Source organism: Pseudomonas ulcerans, assembly GCF_036324125.1.
GTDB lineage: Bacteria > Pseudomonadota > Gammaproteobacteria > Pseudomonadales > Pseudomonadaceae > Aquipseudomonas > Aquipseudomonas ulcerans.
Genome location: NZ_JAZDQN010000003.1, coordinates 66,891 through 89,552 on the forward strand (window position 1 = coordinate 66,891; position 22,662 = coordinate 89,552).

The window sequence follows — 22,662 nt, forward strand, 5'->3', positions numbered from 1 at the left end:
CCACCAAGGACACCGTATGAGCCTGTCACTCCTGAGCCGCTACGCCTTCTTCGTCGCCTGCGTCCTGTTCACCTTCGCCAGCCTGCCCTTCCTGCGCCACGACTGGCTGTGGCCGTTCACCCTGCTGACGGGCGCGCTCAGCCTGGTCGGCCTGTTCGACCTGCTGCAGACCCGCCATGCGGTGCGGCGCAACTATCCGATCCTCGGCAACATCCGCTACCTGGTGGAAGGCATCCGCCCGGAGATCCGCCAGTACCTGCTGGAAGCCGACAGTGACGCCCTGCCCTTCTCTCGCGCACAGCGTTCGCTGGTCTACGCCCGGGCGAAGAACGAGCAGTCGGACAAGCCGTTCGGCACCCTGATCGATGTCTACCAGTCCGGCTTCGAATTCATCAGCCATTCCATGCGCCCAGCGCCCTTGAGCGACCCCGACTCGTTCCGCGTCACGGTCGGCGGGCCGCAGTGCACCCAGCCGTATTCGGCGTCGGTGTTCAATATCTCGGCGATGAGCTTCGGCTCCCTCAGCGCCAACGCCATCCGCGCACTGAACCTGGGCGCCAGACTGGGCAATTTCGCCCATGACACCGGCGAGGGCAGCATCAGCCCCTACCACCGCGAGCACGGCGGCGACCTGACCTGGGAACTGGGTAGCGGCTACTTCGGCTGCCGTACCGCCGACGGCCATTTCGACCCGCAGCGCTTCGCCGAGCAGGCGCGCAGCCCGCAGGTGCGCATGATCGAGATCAAGATGAGCCAGGGCGCCAAGCCCGGCCACGGCGGCATCCTGCCCAAGCACAAGGTCACCCGCGAGATCGCCGAGACCCGTGGCATCGGCATGGGCGAGGACTGTGTCTCGCCGTCGGCCCATACCGCGTTCAGCACGCCGATCGAGATGATGCACTTCATCGCGCAACTGCGTGAGCTGTCCGGCGGCAAGCCGGTGGGCTTCAAGTTCTGCCTCGGCCATCCCTGGGAATTCATGGGCATCGCCAAGGCCATGCTGGAAACCGGGATCCTCCCCGACTTCATCGTCGTCGACGGCAAGGAAGGCGGCACTGGCGCAGCACCGGTGGAGTTCACCGACCATATCGGCGTGCCGATGCGCGAAGGCCTGCTGTTCGTGCACAACACCCTGGTCGGCCTCAACCTGCGGGACAAGATCAGGCTGGGGGCCAGCGGCAAGATCGTCAGCGCCTTCGATATCGCCAGCGTGCTGGCCATCGGCGCCGACTGGGCCAACGCGGCGCGCGGCTTCATGTTCGCCATCGGCTGCATCCAGTCGCAAAGCTGCCACACCAACAAGTGTCCGACCGGCGTGGCCACCCAGGACGGCCTGCGCCAGCGCGCCCTGGTGGTGCCGGACAAGGCCCAGCGGGTATTCAACTTCCACCGCAACACCCTCAAGGCACTGGCCGAGATGCTCGCCGCCGCCGGTCTGGAGCACCCGTCGCAGCTGGAGGCGAAACACCTGGTGCGGCGCATGTCGGCCACCGAGATCAAGCTGTTCTCCCAGACCCATGTGTTCCTCAAGCCGGGGGAACTGCTCAGTGGCGAGATCAGCGGCGAGTTCTACCAGCGCATGTGGGCGATGGCCCGGGCCGACAGTTTCGAACCGCTGGACGAGGCCGCCTGAGAGACATCCGGTAACATCGCCGCTTTGCAATATCCGGCAAAAATCCCCACCCTCCGCGCCACTGTTCGGCAACGACCAGTGGCGCGGAACCGCGCAACACCGCCGCTGATCCTCTACTGAAAGACCCTGTGCACGAGTGCCCGCCATGACCAACGCCCGCGACCATCGAATCGACTTCTACAGGGGCCTGGCGCTGGTCTTCATTTTCTGGGACCACATTCCCGGCAACCCGCTGGCCAGTGCCACCGTGCGCAACTTCGGCTTCAGCGATGCCGCGGAGATCTTCGTCTTCCTCGCCGGCTACGCGGCGGTGCTGGCCTACGGCAAGGTGGCGCTGCGCGATGGCTGGGTGGTGGCCTGCGTGCGCATCCTGCGCCGGGCGTGGGTGCTGTACGTGGTGCATATCTTCCTGCTGGTGTTGCTGATGGGCATCGTCTTCGTCGCCAACAACCATGTGGAAACCCGCGACATGATCCAGGAAATGGGCCTCTACTATTTCCTCGGCAATCCACAGCAGGCCCTGGTGGACGAACTGCTGCTGCGCTTCAAGCCCAACCTGATGGACCCGCTGCCGCTGTACATCCTCCTGCTGCTGGGCTTGCCGCTGGTGCTACCGTTGCTGCTGCGCCGGGCCGAGTATGCGGTGGGCTTTTCCGTGGCGCTGTACCTGATGGCGCCGATGTTCCAGTGGAACCTGGCGGCGCAGGAAGGCGGGGTGTGGTTCTTCAACCCGCTGGCCTGGCAGTTGCTGTTCATTCTGGGCGGCGCGGTGGCGATCCATGCCCAGCGCGAGCAGGCAGCGGAGTTGCGACCGCTGTGGCGGCAGCCGTTGTTCATGGTGGCCGCAGGATATCTGCTGGTGTGTGCGGCGATCGCCCTGTCCTGGCGCTGGCCCGAGGTGCATGACGCGCTGATGCCCAAGGTGCTGGCGGAGTGGCTGTATCCGATCAGCAAGACCAACCTGTCGCCGGCGCGCTTGCTGCACTTCCTCGCGCTCGCCTATTGCACCGCGCGCCTGCTGCCTAGCGGGCCGTGGGTGGAAAGCTGGCTGGCGCAACAGAGTTGCCGGATGGGGCGCTATTCGCTGGAGGTGTTCTGCCTTGGCGTGCTGCTGGCGCCGTTGGCGGACATGGCCAATGCGCTGGGCGACGACCAGTGGCCGATGCAGGTGCTGACGGCGCTGGCGGGGGTGGGCTTGATGATGGGGCTGGCGCTGTGGCTGGACTGGAACAAGCGCCTGAACCGGGTGGTGACGGTGCAGGCGGCCTGATTCGGTCTACGGCCTGCGTTGATCCATGTGGGAGCGGGTTTACCCGCGATTACGATGGTGAATCCACTATTGCAATCGCGGGTGAACCCGCTCCCACACTGGACCGAGTCGCCCTTAAGCGGAACGCACCATCCCCGCAGCCTCATCCTTCGGCGCCAGCTTCAGCCCGTAGTACAGGGCCGTCAGCACCACCAGGAACGCCGGCCCGACATACAGGGCCACGCGGGTGTCCTCGAAGTACGCCATCAGGCCCACCACCAGGATCAGGAACGCCAGCGCCAGGTAGGAGCTTAGCGGCCACAGCCACATGCGGAACTGCAGGCGATCACGCTCCGCCGGGCTCAGCCCGGCACGGAATTTCAACTGCGCCAGCAGGATCATGGCCCAGGTCCAGATCGCGCCGAAGGTGGCGATCGAGGTCACCCAGACAAACACTTTCTCCGGTACCAGGTAGTTGGCCAGCACGCCCAGCAGCAACGCGCCGATCGACAGCAGCAGCGCGTTGCGCGGTACGCCATTGCCGGCGGTACGGGCGAACATCGCCGGCGCCTGGCCGTTCTGCGCCAGGCTGTAGAGCATGCGCCCGGTGCTGAAGATGCCGCCGTTGCACGACGACAGCGCCGCAGTGATGACCACGAAGTTGATGATGCCGGCGGCGGTCTTGATGCCCAGTCGCTCGAAGGTCATCACGAACGGGCTGCCGGCACTGCCGATGCCGTTCCACGGATAGATCGACAGGATCACGAACAGCGCACCGACGTAGAACAGCAGAATGCGCCAGAACACCGAGCCGATCGCCTGCGGGATGGTCTTCTGCGGATTGCGCGCTTCACCGGCGGTGAGGCCGATCATCTCCACGCCGAGGTAGGCGAACATCACCATCTGCAGCGACATCAGCACGCCGGTCACGCCATTGGGCATGAAGCCGCCGTTGCTCCACAGGTTGGAGATCCCCAGCGCGATGCCGTCGTTGCCGAAGCCAAAGGCGATCACGCCGATACCGCCGATGACCATGGCGATGATGGTGACGATCTTGATCAGGGCGAACCAGAACTCGAACTCGCCGAACGCCTTCACCGCGACCAGGTTGACCGCGCCCATGCTGCCCAGCGCCGCAAGGGCCCAGATCCAGCGGGGGACGTCGGGGAACCAGATGCCCATGTAGATGGCCACCGCAGTGATTTCCGCGACGCAGGTCACCAGCCAGAGGAACCAGTAGTTCCAGCCTGTGAGGAAGCCCGCCAGCGGGCCGAGGTAATCCTGGGCGTAGCGGCTGAAGGAACCGGCCACCGGGTTGTGCACGGCCATTTCGCCGAGTGCGCGCATGATCACCAGGATCGCCAGGCCGCCGATGATGTAGGAAAGCATGATGGCCGGACCGGCCATTTCGATGGCCTTGGCCGAACCGAGGAACAGGCCGACACCGATGCAGGCGCCAAGGGCCATGAGACGAATGTGCCGTTCGCCGAGTTCACGTTTGAGCGGGCCGCCCTGAACGGTCCCGTCGTGAGTGGAGGGATTGCCGACTGGCATGAGCTACAACCTCAGATTTTGTTATTGGATATGAGCATTCACGCAGGCGCACGCATCGCCGATAGGCATGACGCGACGCCTCGCCGGACTCGACCTTGTGGGTGAATCCGTCCGCGGGCAGTCAAGGTGCCAGCAGAGCGAAGGGCGTGCAGTATAGGGAGGCAGATGCAGGAATTTTCACTATAAAAGTGCGGATATTTGGCGAGAAGTCCCGGCAGGAATGCCTTTGGCGGAGTGGCATTTCCCAGAAACACAATCATTCCGGGGCTGACAGCACCAAATTGGGGCGTTCACCTGAATTCTGTAAATCGGAGATTTTCCTACATCGATTTATGAAATAGCTGACAGCTTCCAACAATTTTTTCACCACTCCCGACCAGCGTCTAAGCTTCAGACAAAGCAAGAGAAATAACGAAATCAGGCTTAAGACTATGGGCGCACAGTGGCACTCGGATCACGAAAAAAATCTGGCCCCCGCTGAGCCATCGGAACAACCGTCGCCGTCAACACCCCGCCGCCGCTCGCCACTGCGCTACCTGTGGTGGCTGATCGCCCTGATCCTGCTCGCCACCCTGGCCCTGCTCGGCTATGCCGCCTACAAGGAAATGCAAAGCTCGGCCATACAGTCCCGCGAGTTCAGCAAGCTGGCGAAAACCCTCACCTATTCGCTGGACAAGGGCCCGAGCGACGCCATCGTCTATCCCGGCGAAGGGCCCTTCGACAAGCGCCTGGGCTACAGCGCGCTGGGAGAATTCATTCCGCGCCTGCTGAAACGGGACTACGTGGTGGTCAACCAGACGCGCTTTTCCCCGGCGCTCATGGACTACGTCGACCACGGTTTCTTCGTGCCCTACACCGAGAAGATCCAGAGCGGCCTGAGCATCACCGACTGCAAGGGCGGCGTGCTCTACCAGTACCAGTACCCGCAGCACCTGTACCCCGACTTCCCTTCGATCCCGCCGGTGATCGTGCACAGCCTGCTGTTCATCGAAAACCGCGACCTGCTCGACCCCAACGACCCCAATGCCAACCCGGCGGTGGACTGGCCGCGCTTCGCCAAGGCCGCCTATACCCAGGTCGCCAAGTACCTGGCCCTGCCCGGCCAGTCGGCCGGCGGCAGCACCCTGGCCACCCAGCTGGAAAAATACCGGCACTCGCCGGACGGCCTCACCGTGTCCGGCGGCGAGAAGATCCGCCAGATGATTTCCGCCAGCGTGCGCGCCTACCAGGACGGCCCGCAGACCCTGGAAGCGCGCCAGCGCATCGTCCGCGACTACCTCAACAGCGTGCCGCTGTCGGCGGTGCCCGGACATGGCGAGGTGCATGGCATGGCCGAGGGCCTGCGGGTCTGGTACGGCGCCGACTTCGCCGAGGTCAACCGCCTGCTGGCCTCCAGCGCCAGCGACCCCGAGACCCTTGCCGCCCGCGGCCTGGCCCTGCGCCAGGTGCTCTCGCTGATGATCGCCCAGCGCCGGCCCTCGCACTTCCTGGCCAAGGGCCGCAACGAACTGGCCGAGCTGACCGACAGCCATGTACGCCTGCTCGCCGCCAACAACATCATCGACAAGCCGCTGGCCGACGCCGCGCTGGCCAGCAAGGCCATCTACCGCGACTGGGTGGCGCAGCCGACCATCGTGCCGATCGTCACCAACAAGGGCATCAGCGTCGCCCGCAGCCGCCTGTCGAGCATGCTCAACCGGCCGCTGTACGACCTCGACCGCCTCGACCTGTCGGCCACCAGCACCCTGCAATCGGACCTGCAGAACCAGATCAGCGACTACCTCAAGCATCTGGCCGACCCGGCGTTCGCCGAGAAGATGGGCCTGTTCGGCGAACGCCTGCTGACCCCCACCAGCACCACCCAGGTACGCTACAGCTTCACCCTGATGGAGCGTACCGCCGACGGCTCAAGGGTGCGGGTGCAGACCGACAGCACCGACCAGCCGTTCGACATCAACGAAGGCAGCAAGCTGGAGCTCGGCTCCACCGCCAAGCTGCGGGTGCTGACCAGCTACCTGGAAATCATCTCCGAGCTGCACGATCGCTACGGCAAGATGAGCGTGCCGGAACTGAAGAAGGTCCCGGTGGCCGAGCTGGACTTCATCACCCGCTGGTCCATCGACTGGCTGATCCAGAACAAGGACCGCGACATCAACGCGATGCTCGACGCGGCCCTGGAGCGCAAGTATTCCGCCAGCCCCGGCGAGGCGTTCTTCACCGGTGGCGGGCTGCATGTGTTCAACAACTTCCGCAAGGAAGACAACGGCCGCATCCCGACCCTGAAGGACTCCCTGCGCGAATCCATCAACCTGCCGTTCATTCGTCTGATGCGCGACCTGGTGCGCTACAGCACCTACCAGGCCCCGGGCAACAGCGCAGCGCTGCTCAAGGACGATGCCGAACCGCGGCGCCAGGAATACCTGGCCCGTTTCGCCGACCGCGAGGGTACAGATTTCCTTCGGCGCTTCTGGAAGAAATACCAGCGCAAGACCTCCCAGGAACGCCTCGATACCTTCCTCGACGGCATGCGCGTCACGCCGATCCGCCTGGCCGCGGTGCACCGTTACCTGTTCCCGGAATCCGACCAGGCCACCTTCAACGCCTTCGTCCGCGCCCACATGAAGAAGGAAGGCCTGGTGACCAAGCCGGTCAGCGGCAAGAAGGACCCGCTCAGCGACGAACGCCTCGACGCCCTGTACTACGCCTATGGCCCGGGCAAGTACGACCTGCCCGACCAGGGCTTCATCGCCAAGGCCCACCCGCTGGACCTGTGGCTGCTCGGCTACCTGCTCAAGCACCCTAGCGCGAGCTTCCAGGAAGCGACCCTGGCCAGTCATTTCGAGCGCCAGGAAGTCTACGGCTGGCTGTTCAAGAGCAAGCACCAAGGCGCCCGCGACAGCCGCATCCGCACCCTGGTGGAGGTCGAGGCGTTTCTCGATATCCATGCGCGCTGGAAACGCGTGGGCTATCCGTTCGACCACCTGGTGCCGTCGCTGGCCACCGCCATCGGCAGCTCCGGCGACCGCCCTGCCGCACTGGCGGAACTGGTGGGGATCATCCAGAACGATGGCGTGCGCCTGCCGGTCCTGCGCATCGACACCCTGCATTTCGCCGCCGGCACGCCCTATGAGGTGAACCTGGCCGGTGATCCGGATCGCGGTGAGCGGGTACTTTCCGTGGAGGTGGCGCGGGCCCTGCGCGGGGCCATGTCGCAGGTAGTGGATGCCGGTACCGCGCGGCGGGTGGCCGGGACATTCAAGCTCGACGACGGCACCGTGCTGACCATGGGCGGCAAGACCGGCACCGGCGACAACCGCATCGAAAGCTTCGGCGCCGGTGGCCGGCTGATCGGTTCGCGCTCGCTGAACCGTACCGCCACCTTCGTGTTCTTCCTCGGCGACAACCACTTCGGCACCCTCACCGCCTTCGTCCCGGGGCGGGCGGCGGAGTCGTTCAAGTTCACCTCGGCGCTGCCGGTGCAGGTGCTCAAGGGCATGGCGCCATTGCTGCTGCCCTACCTCAAGCCGGGTGGCAATACCCAGTGCGCGGTGCCGCTGACGGCGGAGCCGGGATCGAGCGTGACCCAGGCGCACTGATCCCGAAAATTCGAGTCCAGCCAATCTCCGGGTTGCAATAAGATATATCTTGAGTAATATCTTGAGACATATCGCAAGCAACCCAGGAGACACCCCATGCGCGATCACCACCACGGCCACCGGGAAATCGAAGGCTTCGAACGCCGTCGCGAGCGCGGCGACCGCGGCCCGCGGGTGTTCGCCCCGGGCGACCTGAAGCTGCTCCTGCTGTCGATGCTGGCCGACCAGCCCTGCCACGGCTACGACCTGATCCGCCAGATCGAAACCCTGTTCGACGGCAACTACAGCCCCAGCCCCGGGGTCATCTACCCGACCCTGACCTTCCTCGAAGAAAGCGAGCTGATCAACGGCGAAACCCATGGCAGCAAGAAACGCTACCAGGCCACCGACGCCGGTCGCGCCTTCCTCGTGGAACAGGCGGTGGCCCTCGATGGCGTGCGTACCCGCATCGAAGTGAGCAAGCGCTCGCTGCGCGGTCACGATCGTCCGCCGGAGATCCACGAAGCCGTCCACAACCTGCGCCATGCCCTGCAGATGCACAGCGGGCGCTGGAACCCACAAGAAATAGAGCGGGTGCGCAACCTGCTCAACGAAACCGCGAAAGCCATCGTTGCCGGCCCGGCAAATCATCCTTCCCAGGAGCCATCCGAATGACTGCTAGCGAAAACACCATTCACCGCGTGATGCACGAGATCAAGCATCGCCAACTGCGCGTGTTGCGGGTCACCGACCTCACCCCGCGCATGCGCCGCATCACCCTCGGCGGTGCGCAACTGCAAGGTTTCATCAGCCTCGGCACGGACGATCACGTCAAGCTGCTGTTCGCCAACAATGCCGAAGAACAGGCGGCGATGGATGCCCTCGACCTGCCCAAAGAGGGCGTCAAGCCGACCATGCGCGAGTACACGCCGCGGCGCATCGACCTGGTCAACAACGAACTGGACCTGGACTTCGTCCTCCACGGCGACGGCCCTGCCTCGACCTGGGCGGCCCAGGCCGAACCCGGCCAGACCCTCAACATCGCCGGCCCGCGCGGCTCCCTGGTGGTGCCGGATATCTTCGACAGCTACCTGCTGGTGGGTGACGAAACCGCGATCCCGGCCATCGGCCGTCGCCTCGAAGAACTGCCGGCCGGACGCAAGGTGCTGGCGCTGATCGAGATCGAGGACGCGCAGGAACGCCAGCCATTGCCGAGCAAGGCCGATGTCGAGGTGATCTGGATCGAGCGGCACCGGCAGGATGTGCTGCAGGTACTGGCCGATGTCAGCCTGCCGGCAGGCGAGCTGTATGCCTGGGTCGCCCTGGAGAAGGCCCTGACCCGCAAGGCCAAGGCACTGTTGCTGGAAGAGAAAGGCATCGCCGACGAGCGCATCAAGGCCGCTGCCTACTGGCGCCTCGACCCGAACGACGACGAATAAGCCGGGTTCAGGGCCGACGCACCGCGCGCCGGCCCTGCCAGCGGTCGAGACCGATGATCGCCAGGCCCAGCAGCAGGAACGCCAGCAGCATCAGCAGCGCATTGCCCAGCACCCGGGCATAGCCCAACGCCGCGACATCGATGAACGGGTAGGGATAGAAACCGACCCACTCCCCACGCAGCAGCGCGTAGCCGAAATAGCCCAGCGGATAGAGTGACCAGGCCAGCAGGTGCCTGAGCCGCAGGCTGCCCTTCTCCACCTGCAGCCACCAGTACCCGGCGAACAGCGCCGGCATCACGTCGTGCAACAAGCCGTCCGCCAGCCATTGCCAGCCCTGGGGTTGCCAGAGGTGGCGCAGCAGCAGGCTGTAGGCGATCGCCACGAAGAGGATGCTCGCCAGCACCCCGCCCGCCACCCACGGCTTCAGCCAGAAACGCCGCGCCGGCGATTCACGGCCAAAGGCGGCCTGGCTCAGTACCGTGGCCACCAGCACATTGCTCAGCACGGTGAAGAAACCGAAGAAGTTCACCAGCCCGCCCAGCAGGCTGGCCTGGTCCTGCCAGCGCGCGACGAGGATCAGGTACAGCTGCACCGCCAGGGCGAACCAGCCAAGCACCGCCGCCCCGCCGGTCAGGCCGCGCGGGGTCGGTACCTTACGCGCCGCGCTTGAGATCACGCAGCATCTTCAGGTACAGGCCCTCGACCTTTTCCCGCGCCCAGGGGGTCTTGCGCAGGAACGTCAGGCTCGACTTGATGCTCGGATCACTCTTGAAGCAACGGATATCGATGCGTTGCGCCAGCCCGTCCCATTGGTAGTGAGCCACCAGCGCGGTGACGATCTGTTCCAGGGTCACGCCATGCAGCGGGTTCTTGTCAGCGGCACTCATGCCTGTCTCCAGCCAATCGAAGGTGCGCACCTTAGCCCAGTGGCCAGGTGCTGTCAGCAGTCTAGTCGGCGGCTTGCGTGGCGAGAGGATTGCATTTTGATTTCACTGCAATGTTATAGTGTAACCAAACATGACATCTGCCAAGGACTCTCCATGCGTTACCTGCCCCTTCCCCTTTCTCCCCTTGCCGTCGCCCTGTGGCTGGCGTCGGCGCCGAGCCACGCGGTCGAATTGCAGCCCCAGGTGATCACCGCCAACCCGTTGGGCAATGCGCAACTGGCGGCGCCAAGCAGCGTGCTCGAAGGCGACCAACTGTTACTGGAACAGAAAGGCAGCCTCGGCGAGATCCTCAACAGCCAGCCGGGCGTGTCTTCCACCTGGTTCGGCCCGGGCGCCAGCCGGCCGATCATTCGTGGCCTGGATGGCGACCGTATCCGCATGCTGCGCAACGGTGTCGGCGCGCTGGACGCCTCGTCGCTGTCCTATGACCACGCCGTGCCCCTGGATCCGGTCAACGTCGAGCGCGTGGAAATCGTCCGTGGCCCGGCTGCCCTGCTCTACGGCGGCAGCGCCATCGGCGGCGTGGTCAACACCTTCGACAACCGTATCCCCACCGAAGCCATCGAAGGCATCCACGGTGCCGGCGAACTGCGCTACGGCGGCGCCGACACCACCCGCAGCAGCGCCGGCAAGCTGGAAGCCGGCGACGGCACCTTCGCCCTGCACCTGGACGCCAACAGCCGCCAGTTCAACGACCTGCGCATTCCCGGTTACGCGCAGAGTTCCAAAGTGCGCGACAGCGACGAACCCGGCAGCCGCCATCGTCTGGAGAACAGCGATGGTCGCCAGGATGGCGGCGCCATCGGTGGTTCCTACACCTGGGAGCACGGCTATACCGGGCTTTCCTATAGCCGCTACGACTCCAACTACGGTTCGGTGGCGGAGTCCGGCGTGCGCATCGACATGGAGCAGGACCAGTACGGCTTCGCCTCGGAAATCCGCGACCTGGAAGGCCCGTTCAGTTCGGTCAAGGTCGACCTTGGCTACACCGAGTACAAGCACCGCGAACTGGAAGATGGCGAGGTTGGCACCACGTTCAAGAACAAGGGCTACGAGGCACGCGTCGAAGCCCGGCACCAACCGCTGGGACCGGTGGAAGGGGTGATCGGCGCACAGGTCAACCGCAGCGAGTTCTCGGCCCTGGGCGAGGAAGCCTTCGTGCCGCAGACCGATACCGACAGCGTCGCCCTGTTCTTGCTGGAACAATGGCAGGCCAGCGAGCGCCTGAACCTGAGCCTGGGCGCACGCCTGGAACACACCCGGGTCGATCCGGACGGCAACGACAACGAGCGTTTCGCCGACCTGGGCGGCGCCAGCACCTTCAATGCCGCCAGCCTGTCGTCGGGCGCGGTGTACCAGTTGACGCCGATCTGGTCGCTGGCCGCCAACTTCGGCTACACCGAGCGAGCGCCGACCTTCTATGAGCTGTACGCCAACGGCGCCCACGTCGCCACCGGCAGCTATGAAGTGGGTGATCCGAACCTGTCGAAGGAAAAAGCGCTGTCCGGCGACCTGGCCCTGCGCTTCGACAACGACACGCACAAGGGCAGCGTCGGCGTGTTCTACAGCCACTTCCGCAACTACATCGGCCTGCTGGCCAGCGGCGAGATGCGCGAGGGTGAGGACGACGACATCCCCGAGTACCTGTACACCGGCGTGCGGGCGCGCTTCTACGGGGTCGAGGCGCAGGACCACTGGAAACTGCTGGAGAGCCCTTATGGCAACCTGGCGCTGGAACTGTCCGGCGACTACACCCGGGCGAAGAACCTCGACACCGGCGAGGCTCTGCCACGGATCGCGCCGCTGCGCCTGAACAGCGGGCTGCTGTGGAACCTTGACAAGTGGCAGGCGCGCATCGACGTGCAGCATGCCGCGTCGCAGCACCGCAAGCCGGCCAACGAGACCAGTACCGATGGCTACACCACCCTGGGAGCCAGCGTCGGCTACCGCTTCAAGGTGGGTGAAAGCGACTGGCTGGCGTTCGTGCGCGGCGAGAACCTGACGGACCAGACCGTTCGCTATGCCAGCTCGATCCTGCGGGATATCGCGCCGGCACCGGGGCGCAGTGTGGAGGTGGGGTTGCGCACGACCTTCTGACCTGAGTGAACCCCATCGCTGGCAAGCCAGCTCCCACAGTGTCCGCGTCGCTGCCGAACCTGTGGGAGCTGGCTTGCCAGCGATGAGGCCATCAAGACCACCGATTATTACCAAACCGACAACGGTCCCTCACCGCCCCCAACCTTCCACTTCCCGCCTTCCCCCTGTATCCTCCGCGCCACAAGCTGAAACGCTTCACTTACCCAAACCATCCGACCCATCCTGGCGAGCGACCCCGCGCCGGGACATTTGCCGTTTTTTCATACAATCAAAAGATAGCGCTATCTCATGCCCAGTTTCCCTGCCTTCCGCCATTTGACCGCGCCGCTGTTGTGCGCCTTCACTGCCTCCGCCCATGGCGCGGCGCCCTTCGAATCCGACTCCCCATGGATGCTCGGCGACTGGAACGGCAGCCGCAGCGAACTGGCCGGACGCGGCTACCATTTCAGCCTCGACTACACCGGCGAGATGGGCAGCAACCTGCACGACGGGCATGACCACGACCGCAGCGCGCGCTACAGCGACCAGTTCGCCTTCGGCAGCCACCTGGACCTGGAAAAGATCCTCGGCTGGCACGACACCGAGTTCCAGCTCACCGTCACCGAGCGCCACGGCAACAACATCAGCAACGACCGCATCAACGACCCGCGGGTCGGCGGTTTCACCTCGGCCCAGGAAGTCTGGGGCCGCGGCCAGACCTGGCGACTGACCCAGCTGTGGATCAAGCAGAAGTACCTGGATGGCGCGCTGGACGTGAAACTCGGCCGCTTCGGCGAGGGCGAGGACTTCAACAGCTTCCCCTGCGACTTCCAGAACCTGGCCTTCTGCGGCTCGCAGGTGGGCAACTGGGTCGGCGACAGCTGGTACAACTGGCCGGTCAGCCAATGGGCCGCGCGCGTGCGCTACAACCTCACGCCCGAGCTCTACGCCCAGGTCGGCGCCTTCGAGCAGAACCCGTCGAACCTCGAACGGCAGAACGGCTTCAAGCTCAGCGGCAGCGGTACCCAGGGCGCCATGTTCCCGATTGAACTGGTCTGGAGCCCGGCAATCAGAGGCCTGAAAGGGGAATATCGGGCGGGCTACTACTACAGTAATGCCAATGCCAAGGATGTTTACCGCGACGACGACGGCCAGCCCGCCGCACTGAGCGGCCAGGACTATCGCAGCCGTTCTGGCAAGCAGGGTTTCTGGCTGGGGGCACAGCAGCAAGTGACATCGTTGGCCAGCGACCATTCCCGTGGCTTGAGCCTGTTCGCCAATGCCACGCTGCACGACAAGAAGACCAATGTCATCGACAACTATGTTCAGGCAGGGGTGGTGTACCGGGGGCCCTTCGATTTCCGGAGCAAGGACGATATCGGTTTCGCCCTCGCCCGCGTGCACGTCAATCCCGCCTGGCGCAAGAACGCCGAAGCGCACAACCGCGCCGCCGGCACCGACGATTTCAACGATCCCGCCTTCCTGCCGGTCCAGGACACCGAGTACAGCGCCGAGCTGTATTACGGCTTGCACCTGGCCGACTGGCTCACCGTGCGTCCCAACCTGCAGTACATCCGCCATCCGGGCGGGGTCGGCCAGGTCGATGACGCGCTGGTCGGCGGCATCAATATCCAGAGCAGCTTCTAACCGGCCCGCGGGCCTGACGCTTTCAACCTGACGGAGAACATTCAATGCGCACTGAAGGAACCCGCTGGCTACCGAGATTGCTCGGTGTCCTGCTGTTGCTGATGGGCATGGCCCTGGTGGCCGGGGGCATCAAGCTGATGAACCTCGGGGGGTCGCTGTATTACCTGATCGCAGGGTTCGGCTTTGCCGTGTCCGGAGTCCTGTTGCTGGCCCTGCGCAAGCATGCCCTGGGCCTGTACGGCCTGGTCCTGCTGGGCAGCACCGCCTGGGCGCTGTGGGAAGTGGGCCTGGACTGGTGGCAACTGGTGCCGCGCCTGTCCCTGTGGTTCGCCCTCGGCGTGATCCTCCTGCTGCCCTGGACCCGCCGCCCGCTGCGCGGCCTGGCCGGCCAGCCGGCGCGCATCAACCTGGCGATCCTCGGCGTGGCCGTGCTGGCCTCCGGCGCCAGTGCCATCGGCAGCCAGTTCACCCATCCGGGCGAAATCAAGGGCGAGCTGGGGCGCGACACCACCACCCTGTTCAGCACCGCGCCGGACATGCCCGACGGCGATTGGCAGGCCTACGGCCGCACCGAGTACGGCGACCGCTACTCGCCGCTGCGGCAGATCACCCCGACCAACATCTACCAGTTGGAAGAAGCCTGGCGCATCCGCACCGGCGACCTGCCCAGCGCCGACGACCCGGTGGAACTGACCAACCAGAACACCCCGCTGAAGGTCAACGGCATGCTCTACGCCTGCACCGCCCACAGCAAAGTGCTGGCCCTGGACCCGGACACCGGTGCGGAAATCTGGCGCTTCGACCCGCAGATCAAGAGCCCGGTCGGCAGCTTCAAGGGCTTCGCCCACATGACCTGCCGCGGCGTCTCCTACTATGACGAAAACAACTACCTGAACACCGACGGCAGCCCGGCGCCGAAGATCTCCGAGGCCGGCCAGGCCGTGGCCCGCAGTTGCCCTCGGCGCCTCTACCTGCCCACCGCCGACGCCCGCCTGATCGTGCTCAACGCCGACAACGGCAAGGTCTGCGAAGGCTTCGCCAACCGGGGTGTGATCGACCTGACCCAGGGCATCGGCCCGTTCACCGCCGGCGGCTACTACTCCACCTCGCCGGCAGCCATCACCCGCGGACTGGTGATCATCGGTGGCCATGTCACCGACAACGAGTCGACCAACGAACCCTCCGGCGTGATCCGCGCCTACGACGTCCACGACGGCCGCCTGGTGTGGAACTGGGACAGCAACAACCCGGACGACACCAAGCCACTGGCACCGGGCAAGACCTACAGCCGCAACTCGGCGAACATGTGGTCGCTGGCCAGCGTCGACGAGAAACTCGGCATGGTCTACCTGCCCCTGGGCAACCAGACCCCGGACCAGTGGGGCGCCGACCGCACCCCGGGCGCGGAGAAGTTCAGCGCCGGCATCGTCGCCCTGGACCTGGCCACCGGCAAGGTGCGCTGGAACTACCAGTTCACCCACCACGACCTGTGGGACATGGACGTCGGCAGCCAGCCGACCCTGCTCGACCTGAAGACCGCCGACGGCGTCAAGCCGGCACTGATCGCGCCGACCAAGCAAGGCAGCCTGTACGTGCTCGACCGTCGCGACGGCAGCGCCATCGTGCCGATCCGCGAGATCCCGGCACCGCAAGGCGCGGTGCAAGGCGACCATACCGCGCCGACCCAGGCCCGTTCCGACCTCAACCTGCTCGGCCCGGACCTCACCGAACAGGCCATGTGGGGCGCCAGTCCGTTCGACCAGATGCTCTGCCGCATCCAGTTCCGCGAACTGCGCTACGAAGGCCAGTACACCCCGCCGTCGGAGCAGGGTTCGCTGGTCTATCCGGGTAACGTCGGCGTGTTCAACTGGGGCAGCGTCTCGGTGGACCCGGTGCGCCAGCTGCTGTTCACCAGCCCGAACTACATGGCCTTCGTCTCGAAGATGGTGCCGCGCGCCGAGGTGGCCGAGGGCGCCAGGCGCGAAAGCGAGACTGCCGGCGTGCAGCCGAACACCGGCGCGCCATACGCGGTGATCATGCACCCGTTCATGTCGCCGCTGGGCGTGCCGTGCCAGGCGCCAGCCTGGGGCTATGTCGCCGGTATCGACCTGTTGAGCAACAAGGTGGTGTGGAAGCACAAGAACGGCACCAGCCGCGACAGCTCGCCGATTCCGCTCGGCCTGCCGATCGGTGTGCCGAGCATGGGCGGCTCGATCGTCACCGCCAGCGGCCTGGGCTTCCTCAGCGGCACCCTGGACCAGTACCTGCGCGCCTATGACGTGAACACCGGCAAGGAACTGTGGAAGTCGCGCCTGCCGGCCGGCGGCCAGGCCACGCCGATGACCTACACCGGCAAGGATGGCAAGCAGTACGTGCTGGTCACCGCCGGCGGGCATGGCTCGCTGGGGACCAAAATGGGCGACTACATCATCGCCTACAAACTGCCGAACTGAGGTGAACCCATCGCTGGCTTGCCAGCGATGGGCATGGTTATTTAGCAGAGATTGAGAGAACGGCGCGTACCTTGTGGGAGCGGGTTCACCCGCGATTACCGTGGTGAGTTCACCATAGCAATCGCGGGTAAACCCGCTCCCACAGGGTCCGTCCTTCACTTGACCGAGATGTATTGACACCCATGCAGCGTTGAAGCCCCATCAACAGCAACGGATTACTTGGCGTACCGCTCCGTCCACTCCCGGGCGCGCTTCTCGAACTCCGCCCGCGTGCGCTGGAACTCCACGCCGATCTCCGGGCGCAACGCCTCCCGCCCCTCCGGCTCGGCCAGCAACGAGGTGATGCTCAGCAACACCTTGGCCAGGGTCAGCGCCGGCGACCAGTTCTCGCCCAGGATATCCAGGCCGATCTCGCCGTCCTCAGCGATGTTCGGGTGATAGATCCGGGTGAAGAACTTCACCGTCGGCGCCTTGAACGGATAATCCTCGGGAAAGTGCACATCGAGGAAAAACACGCCCCCCTCGTACGGCGAGTACCGCGGCCCGATGATCGTCGCCCGCCAGTGGAACAGGTCTTCGCCTGCCGGCCCGGCGCTGCAGTTCTCCGGCGGGTTCTTGTTGAAATCGTGCAATTCGCGATCGATGCGTTTCAATGCCGTCGGCATGGGTGACTCCCTGCGCAGATGAGTTCGCCACAGTAGCACTTGGCAATCATCCACCGCGACCTTGGGCTACGCTGGATCAACGCGGTTTTCGTACAGGGCTATCCGACAAAAGCCGTCTGGCATTGAAACCACCCTCCTACCGCCCCATCTAAGCACCATAGTCATTCACGCAGGTGCCCCATGAGCGACCAGCAGGATCTCCCGGAACATCCCGACGACTACGCCGAAGTCGAGCATCTCGACGATGACCCCACCGGCCGCCACCTGGCGCTGCCGGGGCAGCAGTTGCCGGACAAGGTCTACGTGATACCGATCCACAACCGTCCGTTCTTCCCGGCGCAGGTGCTGCCGGTGATCGTCAACGAGGAACCCTGGGCGGAAACCCTCGACCTGGTGGCCAAGACCGACCACCACACCCTGGCCCTGTTCTTCATGGACGAGCCGGCGCAGGACCATCGTCATTTCGACACCTCGGCCCTGCCGCTGTACGGCACCCTGGTCAAGGTGCACCACGCCAGCCGCGAAAACGGCAAGCTGCAGTTCGTCGCCCAAGGCCTGACCCGGGTGCGCATCCGCACCTGGCTCAAGCACCATCGCCCGCCGTACCTGGTGGAGGTCGAATATCCGCACCAGAGCCCCGAGCCCACCGACGAGGTGAAGGCCTACGGCATGGCGCTGATCAACGCGATCAAGGAACTGCTGCCACTCAACCCGCTGTACAGCGAAGAGCTGAAGAACTACCTCAATCGCTTCAGTCCCAACGACCCGTCGCCTCTCACCGACTTTGCCGCCGCCCTGACCTCGGCCACCGGTACCCAGCTCCAGGAAGTGCTGGACTGCGTGCCGATGCTCAAGCGCATGGAGAAGGTCCTGCCGATGCTGCGCAAGGAAGTGGAAGTCGCGCGCCTGCAGAACGAGATTTCCGCCGAGGTGAACCGGCAGATCGGCGAGCACCAGCGCGAGTTCTTCCTCAAGGAACAGCTCAAGGTCATCCAGCAGGAACTGGGGCTGACCAAGGACGACCGCAGCGCCGACCTCGAACAGTTCAAGCAGCGACTGGAGGGCAAGACCCTGCCGGCCGCCGCACAGAAGCGCATCGACGAAGAGATGGGCAAGCTGGCGATCCTGGAGACCGGCTCGCCGGAATACGCCGTCACCCGCAACTACCTGGAATGGGCCACCGCCCTGCCGTGGGGCGTGTACGGCAGCGACAAGCTCAGCCTGCAGCATGCGCGCAAGGTCCTCGACCAGCACCATTCCGGTCTCGATGACGTCAAGGACCGCATTCTCGAATTCCTCGCGGTGGGTGCCTACAAGGGTGAGATCAGCGGCTCCATCGTCTTGCTGGTGGGCCCGCCCGGGGTGGGCAAGACCAGCATCGGCAAGTCCATCGCCGAGTCCCTTGGCCGGCCGTTCTATCGTTTCAGCGTCGGTGGCATGCGCGACGAGGCGGAGATCAAGGGTCACCGCCGTACCTACATCGGCGCCCAGCCGGGCAAGCTGGTGCAGGCCCTCAAGGACGTCGAGGTGATGAACCCGGTGATCATGCTCGACGAGATCGACAAGATGGGCCAGAGCTACCAGGGCGACCCCGCCTCGGCGCTGCTGGAGACCCTGGATCCGGAGCAGAACGTCGACTTCCTCGACCATTACCTGGACCTGCGCCTGGACCTGTCCAAGGTGCTGTTCGTGTGTACCGCCAACACCCTCGATTCCATTCCCGGGCCGTTGCTCGACCGCATGGAAGTGATTCGCCTGTCCGGCTACATCACCGAGGAAAAGCTGGCCATCGCCAAGCGCCACCTATGGCCCAAGCAGTTGCAGAAAGCCGGCGTGGCGAAAACCAGCCTGAGTATCAGCGACGCCGCGTTGCGCACGGTGATCGAGGGCTACGCCCGTGAATCCGGTGTGCGTCAGTTGGAGAAGCAGCTGGGCAAGCTGGTGCGCAAGGCCGTGGTGCGCCTGCTCGACGAGCCGGACGCGAAGATCAGGATCGGTCCGAAAGACCTCGAAGCAGCGCTGGGCATGCCGGTGTTCCGCAGCGAGCAGGTGCTGGCCGGCAAGGGCGTGATCACTGGCCTCGCCTGGACCAGCATGGGCGGCGCCACCTTGCCGATCGAGGCGACGCGCATCCACACGCTGAACCGCGGCTTCAAGCTCACCGGGCAACTGGGTGACGTGATGAAGGAATCGGCGGAAATCGCCTACAGCTATGTCAGCTCGCACCTGAAGCAGTACGGCGGCGACCCGACCTTCTTCAACGAAGCCTTCGTCCACCTGCACGTGCCGGAAGGCGCCACGCCGAAGGACGGCCCCAGCGCCGGCATCACCATGGCCAGCGCATTGCTGTCGCTGGCCCGTGACCAGGTCCCGAAGAAGGGCGTGGCGATGACCGGGGAAATGACCTTGACCGGGCATGTCCTGCCGATTGGCGGGGTGCGCGAGAAGGTGATCGCGGCGCGGCGGCAGAAGATCTTCGAGCTGATCCTCCCAGAGGCGAACCGCGGGGACTTCCAGGAACTGCCGGATTACCTGAAGCAGGGCCTTACGGTGCATTTCGCCAAGCGCTTCGGCGATGTGGCGAAGGTGTTGTTCAACTGAGGCCAGGTGGAACTGCGGCACTCTTCCGGTTTAAGCTCCGGTCGCATGTCAACGCTGCGCTCCGGAGTGCTTCATGAAGATCCGCCGTACCGCCCTGCTGTCGGGCTTCGCCCTGCTTGCCGCCTGCTCCCACGACGCTTCGCGCACCGAGCCGGTGGTGGTGGAAAAACAGAGTCAGTGCCCGGTCGACCTGAACATCGGCCAGGCCCTGACCCTGACCCTGCCCAGCAACCCCAGCACCGGCTATCGCTGGCTGCTGCAGAATCCGGCGAACGCCATCCTCGGCGCCCTGGGCCCCGAGGTGTACAGCAGCAGCGACAGCGACGGCATGGTCGGCAGCGCCGGCCAGTCCACCTGGCGCTTCAGGTCCAGGGCTGCCGGTGAAGGCCACCTGGTGCTGGTCTACCAGCAGCCCTGGGCGCCCGAAGAGGCGCCGGCGCAAACCTTCGACTGCATCGTCAAGGTGCGCTAGGCCTCCTCATAGCGTCGGCGCACTGCCAGCAGATACCGCTCCATTGCCGTCAGGGCCTCTGCCATCGGCACCAGTTCGGTCTGTGCCTTGATCGCCTGGATCTGCTCGGTCCAGCCCTGGGTCAGGGTGACCGCCTGCTCCAGCCACTGGTCGCGCATGCCACCCAGGACCGCGATCTTCGGCAATTGATCCAGCTCGCGCGCCAGTGCGCCGTGCCGCGTCTCCCAGGCGCAGCGCTCGTCGATCAACACACCGCGGTCGATCAGCGTTCTCGAACGCAGCTTGACCACGTCGATGAACTTGCGCCCTTCGAGCACGCCCCCCAGCCGGTCGACGAAAATCCGCGCCGCCGCGATCAGCGTCTGCGGATCCACGCCCTTGAGCAGCACCTTCTGCGTCAGCAGCACCTCCTCCTCGGTCGGGACCAAGCTCTTGAAGATGGACTGCAACTGTGGCGCCTCGAACGCGGCGATCACCTGATCCATGGCGGCGACCCGCTGATCGAGGTCATCGATGCGCGCCTTCTGGTTGGCAATCGAGCGATCCAGGGATTCCAGTTGGGCGACCAACGTCTCGACCCGTTCGTCCACCGCTGGCAACCTGGCCTTGCCGAGGGCGGCCAGGGCATCGGCGATCTCCTGGCCCTGGTTTTCCAGGCGATGCAGGTCGCGCAGCGCGTCCTGCTCCAGTATCCCGGCCTGACCGGGGGTTTGCGCCAGCAGGGTGGCCGGGTCGCTCCACTTGTGGTTGCCCAGCAGCACCAAGGCGCTGAGCACCCGCTCGGAAAGCAGCCGATCGGTGTCGAGCAGCCGCCTGGAAAGCCCGTCCAGTTGCTCGCGCAGGGCCGGCAGCAGGGCCTGGGTGGAACTGTAGAGTTGCTTGAGAAACGCTTCCTTCAGGTCGTTCATCCGGCTGATATCCGGTAACGACTCCTGGTGGGGCTGGCTCATGACGAGGCTCCTTCCTTGCTGATTTCATCCACGGTTTCGTTGAAGATCTTCGACAGTTGCGAAGAAATGTCGCGGATGCTGTGCCAGGGGCGCAGCACCCGTTCGAAGCGCCGGACGAAGATTGCCAGCTCGACATCGGTGCCGACCTGGGCAAGTTCCTCGCCAGACTCTTCGACATAGAGGCCCAGCATGTGCCAGACATCCTCGAGATTCTTCGCCGCAGTCTGCACCTCGGTCAGGCGGAACCTCAGGTCGGCGATCTGCAGCGTGGTGGTCTCGAATATCCCGATCATTGGGTTGATGGCTTCGATCTGCTGCACCAGCAACTCGCGCTCGCGGCGCAGGCGCCGGTTGCTCGCACGCACTGCCTCGGCCTGGGCGCCATAGATGCCGCCCGTGATCGCCACGCCAATGGCACCGAAGACCAGGCCGGTGAAGGCCAGCCCCACCAGTTTCTGGTAGGTGGCATCCATCTGCTCGATCTCCTTGTCCAGCGGGACGATCCTTGCACGCAGGGCATCGATGACCTTCTCCGGGCTGACATCCTTGATCTGATGGTTCAGCGCATCGGTTTCCGGGCGTAGCTGGCGGACCACGGCGTCGGTGAACCAGCGCGCGCGTTCCTTGATCGCGGTGATGAGCAACTTGACCTCGGCGATGTCTTCGCAGATGAGATCAAGGTAATTGCCCAGGCTGGCGATCTGCTTGCGCTCGCCTTCCGCAAGCGGCCGGAAACCTGCTCGTTGCAGCGATGCTTCATCCAGATCCCCGCCCAGGCGGCCGTTCAACTCGCGAAAGGCGTCGGTGGCCACCAGCCTTTCGATCAGTGCGCTGCCGTCTCCGATAAAGGCGGTGGCGAACAGGTCAAGGCGGGTGCCCAGGGTCTTGGTTTCCCGCTCCAGCACATCCCAGGTATCGACATGTGTGCGCAGGTTGGTATACAGACGATCCACCTGAGCCGCGTCGATGCCCAGCAGGGAAAGGTCATGGGAGCGGTTGATTTCCTCGATGCTCTTCGGCAGCCGCAGCACGTAGTACGCATAGCGCTTGATACTGCGCAGGTTGTCCGCACTGAAGATCAGCGCTGGCTGCATGCGGCTGTCTCGCGCACGGCTGGAAATGACATCGAAATACTGTTTGGGCACGAATTCGGCACGCTGCTGGACATCCAGTGCCTGCAGCGATTCGTTTTCTTCTTTGATGGTCATGGTGTTGTCCTTGGCAAACGGTCCTTCCCGGACCAGAGCGCTGCCCCGTCCAGCAGGGCAGGTGGACGAACCTACGCTGGCGCCGGCAGCGGCGAAGTCATCGCCGTTCGCCGGACCGCGGCGGAAAGCTCCGAGCGACACGGCCGAAGACGTGCATCCGTCCGGCAACACATAGGCATGGCTTCCCCACTTG

General features: G+C 64.8%; 16 protein-coding genes. 10 read left to right on the plus strand and 6 right to left on the minus strand.

All coding sequences use genetic code 11. From position 1 onward, the window contains the following. Positions 1-16: 16 nt before the first annotated feature. Together V0R59_RS03870 and V0R59_RS03875 are read left to right on the plus strand one after the other, a co-directional pair. Positions 17-1,633 carry an FMN-binding glutamate synthase family protein gene (locus tag V0R59_RS03870; RefSeq protein ID WP_330073466.1) on the plus strand — a complete coding sequence of 539 codons (1,617 nt, stop codon included), beginning with the start codon at positions 17-19 and terminating at the stop codon, positions 1,631-1,633. Between the two features lie 145 nt (positions 1,634-1,778). After that, positions 1,779-2,903, plus strand: coding sequence for an OpgC domain-containing protein (locus V0R59_RS03875; protein WP_330073465.1), 1,125 nt, complete (start codon positions 1,779-1,781; stop codon positions 2,901-2,903). Positions 2,904-3,017: 114 nt separating this feature from the next. Here V0R59_RS03875 and V0R59_RS03880 read toward each other — a convergent pair whose 3' ends face one another. Beyond that, the gene (locus V0R59_RS03880; protein WP_330073464.1) at positions 3,018-4,436 is read right to left on the minus strand and encodes an amino acid permease; all 1,419 of its coding nucleotides are present in this window, start codon (positions 4,434-4,436) and stop codon (positions 3,018-3,020) included. 431 nt (positions 4,437-4,867) lie between these two features. Here V0R59_RS03880 and V0R59_RS03885 point away from each other — a divergent pair, with 431 nt between their 5' ends. The 3 genes from V0R59_RS03885 to V0R59_RS03895 all read left to right on the plus strand — a co-directional run bounded on the left by V0R59_RS03885 (position 4,868) and on the right by V0R59_RS03895 (position 9,450). Next, positions 4,868-8,032 carry a transglycosylase domain-containing protein gene (locus V0R59_RS03885; protein ID WP_330073463.1) on the plus strand — a complete coding sequence of 1,055 codons (3,165 nt, stop codon included), beginning with the start codon at positions 4,868-4,870 and terminating at the stop codon, positions 8,030-8,032. Between the two features lie 96 nt (positions 8,033-8,128). Continuing rightward, positions 8,129-8,686, plus strand: a complete 558-nt coding sequence (locus V0R59_RS03890; RefSeq protein WP_330073462.1) for a PadR family transcriptional regulator — start codon at positions 8,129-8,131, stop codon at positions 8,684-8,686. Continuing rightward, on the plus strand, positions 8,683-9,450 hold the full coding sequence (locus V0R59_RS03895; RefSeq protein WP_330073461.1) for a siderophore-interacting protein: 768 nt from the start codon (positions 8,683-8,685) through the stop codon (positions 9,448-9,450). Before V0R59_RS03890 ends, V0R59_RS03895 begins: the two co-directional genes overlap by 4 nt. Positions 9,451-9,457: 7 nt before the next feature. Here the strand turns inward: V0R59_RS03895 and V0R59_RS03900 are convergent, their stop codons facing one another. Together V0R59_RS03900 and V0R59_RS03905 are read right to left on the minus strand one after the other, a co-directional pair. Next, complete coding sequence (locus tag V0R59_RS03900; RefSeq protein WP_330073460.1) at positions 9,458-10,126, minus strand: Pr6Pr family membrane protein; 669 nt, start codon at positions 10,124-10,126, stop codon at positions 9,458-9,460. After that, positions 10,104-10,337 carry a VF530 family protein gene (locus tag V0R59_RS03905; RefSeq protein WP_330073459.1) on the minus strand — a complete coding sequence of 78 codons (234 nt, stop codon included), beginning with the start codon at positions 10,335-10,337 and terminating at the stop codon, positions 10,104-10,106. The genes V0R59_RS03900 and V0R59_RS03905 overlap by 23 nt, the downstream gene beginning before the upstream one ends. A gap of 153 nt (positions 10,338-10,490) precedes the next feature. On the opposite strand from V0R59_RS03905, the gene V0R59_RS03910 reads away from it, so the two are divergent. From V0R59_RS03910 to V0R59_RS03920, 3 genes are all read left to right on the plus strand, one after another. After that, on the plus strand, positions 10,491-12,494 hold the full coding sequence (locus tag V0R59_RS03910; RefSeq protein ID WP_330073458.1) for a TonB-dependent receptor: 2,004 nt from the start codon (positions 10,491-10,493) through the stop codon (positions 12,492-12,494). A 288-nt stretch (positions 12,495-12,782) separates the two neighbouring features. Next, complete coding sequence (locus V0R59_RS03915; protein WP_330073457.1) at positions 12,783-14,120, plus strand: carbohydrate porin; 1,338 nt, start codon at positions 12,783-12,785, stop codon at positions 14,118-14,120. Positions 14,121-14,164: 44 nt separating this feature from the next. After that, positions 14,165-16,573: a glucose/quinate/shikimate family membrane-bound PQQ-dependent dehydrogenase gene (locus tag V0R59_RS03920; protein WP_330073456.1), complete on the plus strand. Its 2,409-nt coding sequence runs from the start codon at positions 14,165-14,167 to the stop codon at positions 16,571-16,573. A 215-nt stretch (positions 16,574-16,788) separates the two neighbouring features. On the opposite strand, the gene V0R59_RS03925 is transcribed toward V0R59_RS03920, so the two are convergent. Then, positions 16,789-17,238, minus strand: a complete 450-nt coding sequence (locus tag V0R59_RS03925) for a ubiquitin-conjugating enzyme E2 (RefSeq protein ID WP_330073455.1) — start codon at positions 17,236-17,238, stop codon at positions 16,789-16,791. A 180-nt stretch (positions 17,239-17,418) separates the two neighbouring features. Between V0R59_RS03925 and lon the strand changes: the two genes are divergently transcribed. Beyond that, the gene (gene lon, locus V0R59_RS03930) at positions 17,419-19,839 is read left to right on the plus strand and encodes an endopeptidase La (RefSeq protein ID WP_330073454.1); all 2,421 of its coding nucleotides are present in this window, start codon (positions 17,419-17,421) and stop codon (positions 19,837-19,839) included. A 73-nt stretch (positions 19,840-19,912) separates the two neighbouring features. Beyond that, positions 19,913-20,311 (plus strand): protease inhibitor I42 family protein, encoded by a 399-nt coding sequence (locus V0R59_RS03935; RefSeq protein WP_330073453.1) that lies wholly within the window; start codon positions 19,913-19,915, stop codon positions 20,309-20,311. On the opposite strand, the gene V0R59_RS03940 is transcribed toward V0R59_RS03935, so the two are convergent. Continuing rightward, a complete protein-coding gene (locus V0R59_RS03940) occupies positions 20,308-21,261 on the minus strand; it encodes an alpha-xenorhabdolysin family binary toxin subunit B (protein WP_330073452.1) in 954 nt (317 codons plus the stop codon). The genes V0R59_RS03935 and V0R59_RS03940 overlap by 4 nt on opposite strands. After that, entirely contained in the window at positions 21,258-22,469 is a 1,212-nt protein-coding gene (locus tag V0R59_RS03945; RefSeq protein ID WP_330073451.1) for an alpha-xenorhabdolysin family binary toxin subunit A, read from the minus strand. The genes V0R59_RS03940 and V0R59_RS03945 overlap by 4 nt, the downstream gene beginning before the upstream one ends. Between the last annotated feature and the right edge of the window lie 193 nt (positions 22,470-22,662).

Bases quoted from the DNA above. Each gene is read 5' to 3' on its own strand.
- V0R59_RS03870 (WP_330073466.1), top strand. From the start codon at position 17: ATGAGCCTGTCACTCCTGAGCCGCTACGCCTTCTTCGTCGCCTGCGTC.
- V0R59_RS03875 (WP_330073465.1), top strand. From the start codon at position 1,779: ATGACCAACGCCCGCGACCATCGAATCGACTTCTACAGGGGCCTGGCG.
- V0R59_RS03880 (WP_330073464.1), bottom strand. From the start codon at position 4,436: ATGCCAGTCGGCAATCCCTCCACTCACGACGGGACCGTTCAGGGCGGC.
- V0R59_RS03885 (WP_330073463.1), top strand. From the start codon at position 4,868: ATGGGCGCACAGTGGCACTCGGATCACGAAAAAAATCTGGCCCCCGCT.
- V0R59_RS03890 (WP_330073462.1), top strand. From the start codon at position 8,129: ATGCGCGATCACCACCACGGCCACCGGGAAATCGAAGGCTTCGAACGC.
- V0R59_RS03895 (WP_330073461.1), top strand. From the start codon at position 8,683: ATGACTGCTAGCGAAAACACCATTCACCGCGTGATGCACGAGATCAAG.
- V0R59_RS03905 (WP_330073459.1), bottom strand. From the start codon at position 10,337: ATGAGTGCCGCTGACAAGAACCCGCTGCATGGCGTGACCCTGGAACAG.
- V0R59_RS03910 (WP_330073458.1), top strand. From the start codon at position 10,491: ATGCGTTACCTGCCCCTTCCCCTTTCTCCCCTTGCCGTCGCCCTGTGG.
- V0R59_RS03915 (WP_330073457.1), top strand. From the start codon at position 12,783: ATGCCCAGTTTCCCTGCCTTCCGCCATTTGACCGCGCCGCTGTTGTGC.
- V0R59_RS03920 (WP_330073456.1), top strand. From the start codon at position 14,165: ATGCGCACTGAAGGAACCCGCTGGCTACCGAGATTGCTCGGTGTCCTG.
- V0R59_RS03925 (WP_330073455.1), bottom strand. From the start codon at position 17,238: ATGCCGACGGCATTGAAACGCATCGATCGCGAATTGCACGATTTCAAC.
- lon (WP_330073454.1), top strand. From the start codon at position 17,419: ATGAGCGACCAGCAGGATCTCCCGGAACATCCCGACGACTACGCCGAA.
- V0R59_RS03935 (WP_330073453.1), top strand. From the start codon at position 19,913: ATGAAGATCCGCCGTACCGCCCTGCTGTCGGGCTTCGCCCTGCTTGCC.
- V0R59_RS03940 (WP_330073452.1), bottom strand. From the start codon at position 21,261: ATGAGCCAGCCCCACCAGGAGTCGTTACCGGATATCAGCCGGATGAAC.
- V0R59_RS03945 (WP_330073451.1), bottom strand. From the start codon at position 22,469: ATGACCATCAAAGAAGAAAACGAATCGCTGCAGGCACTGGATGTCCAG.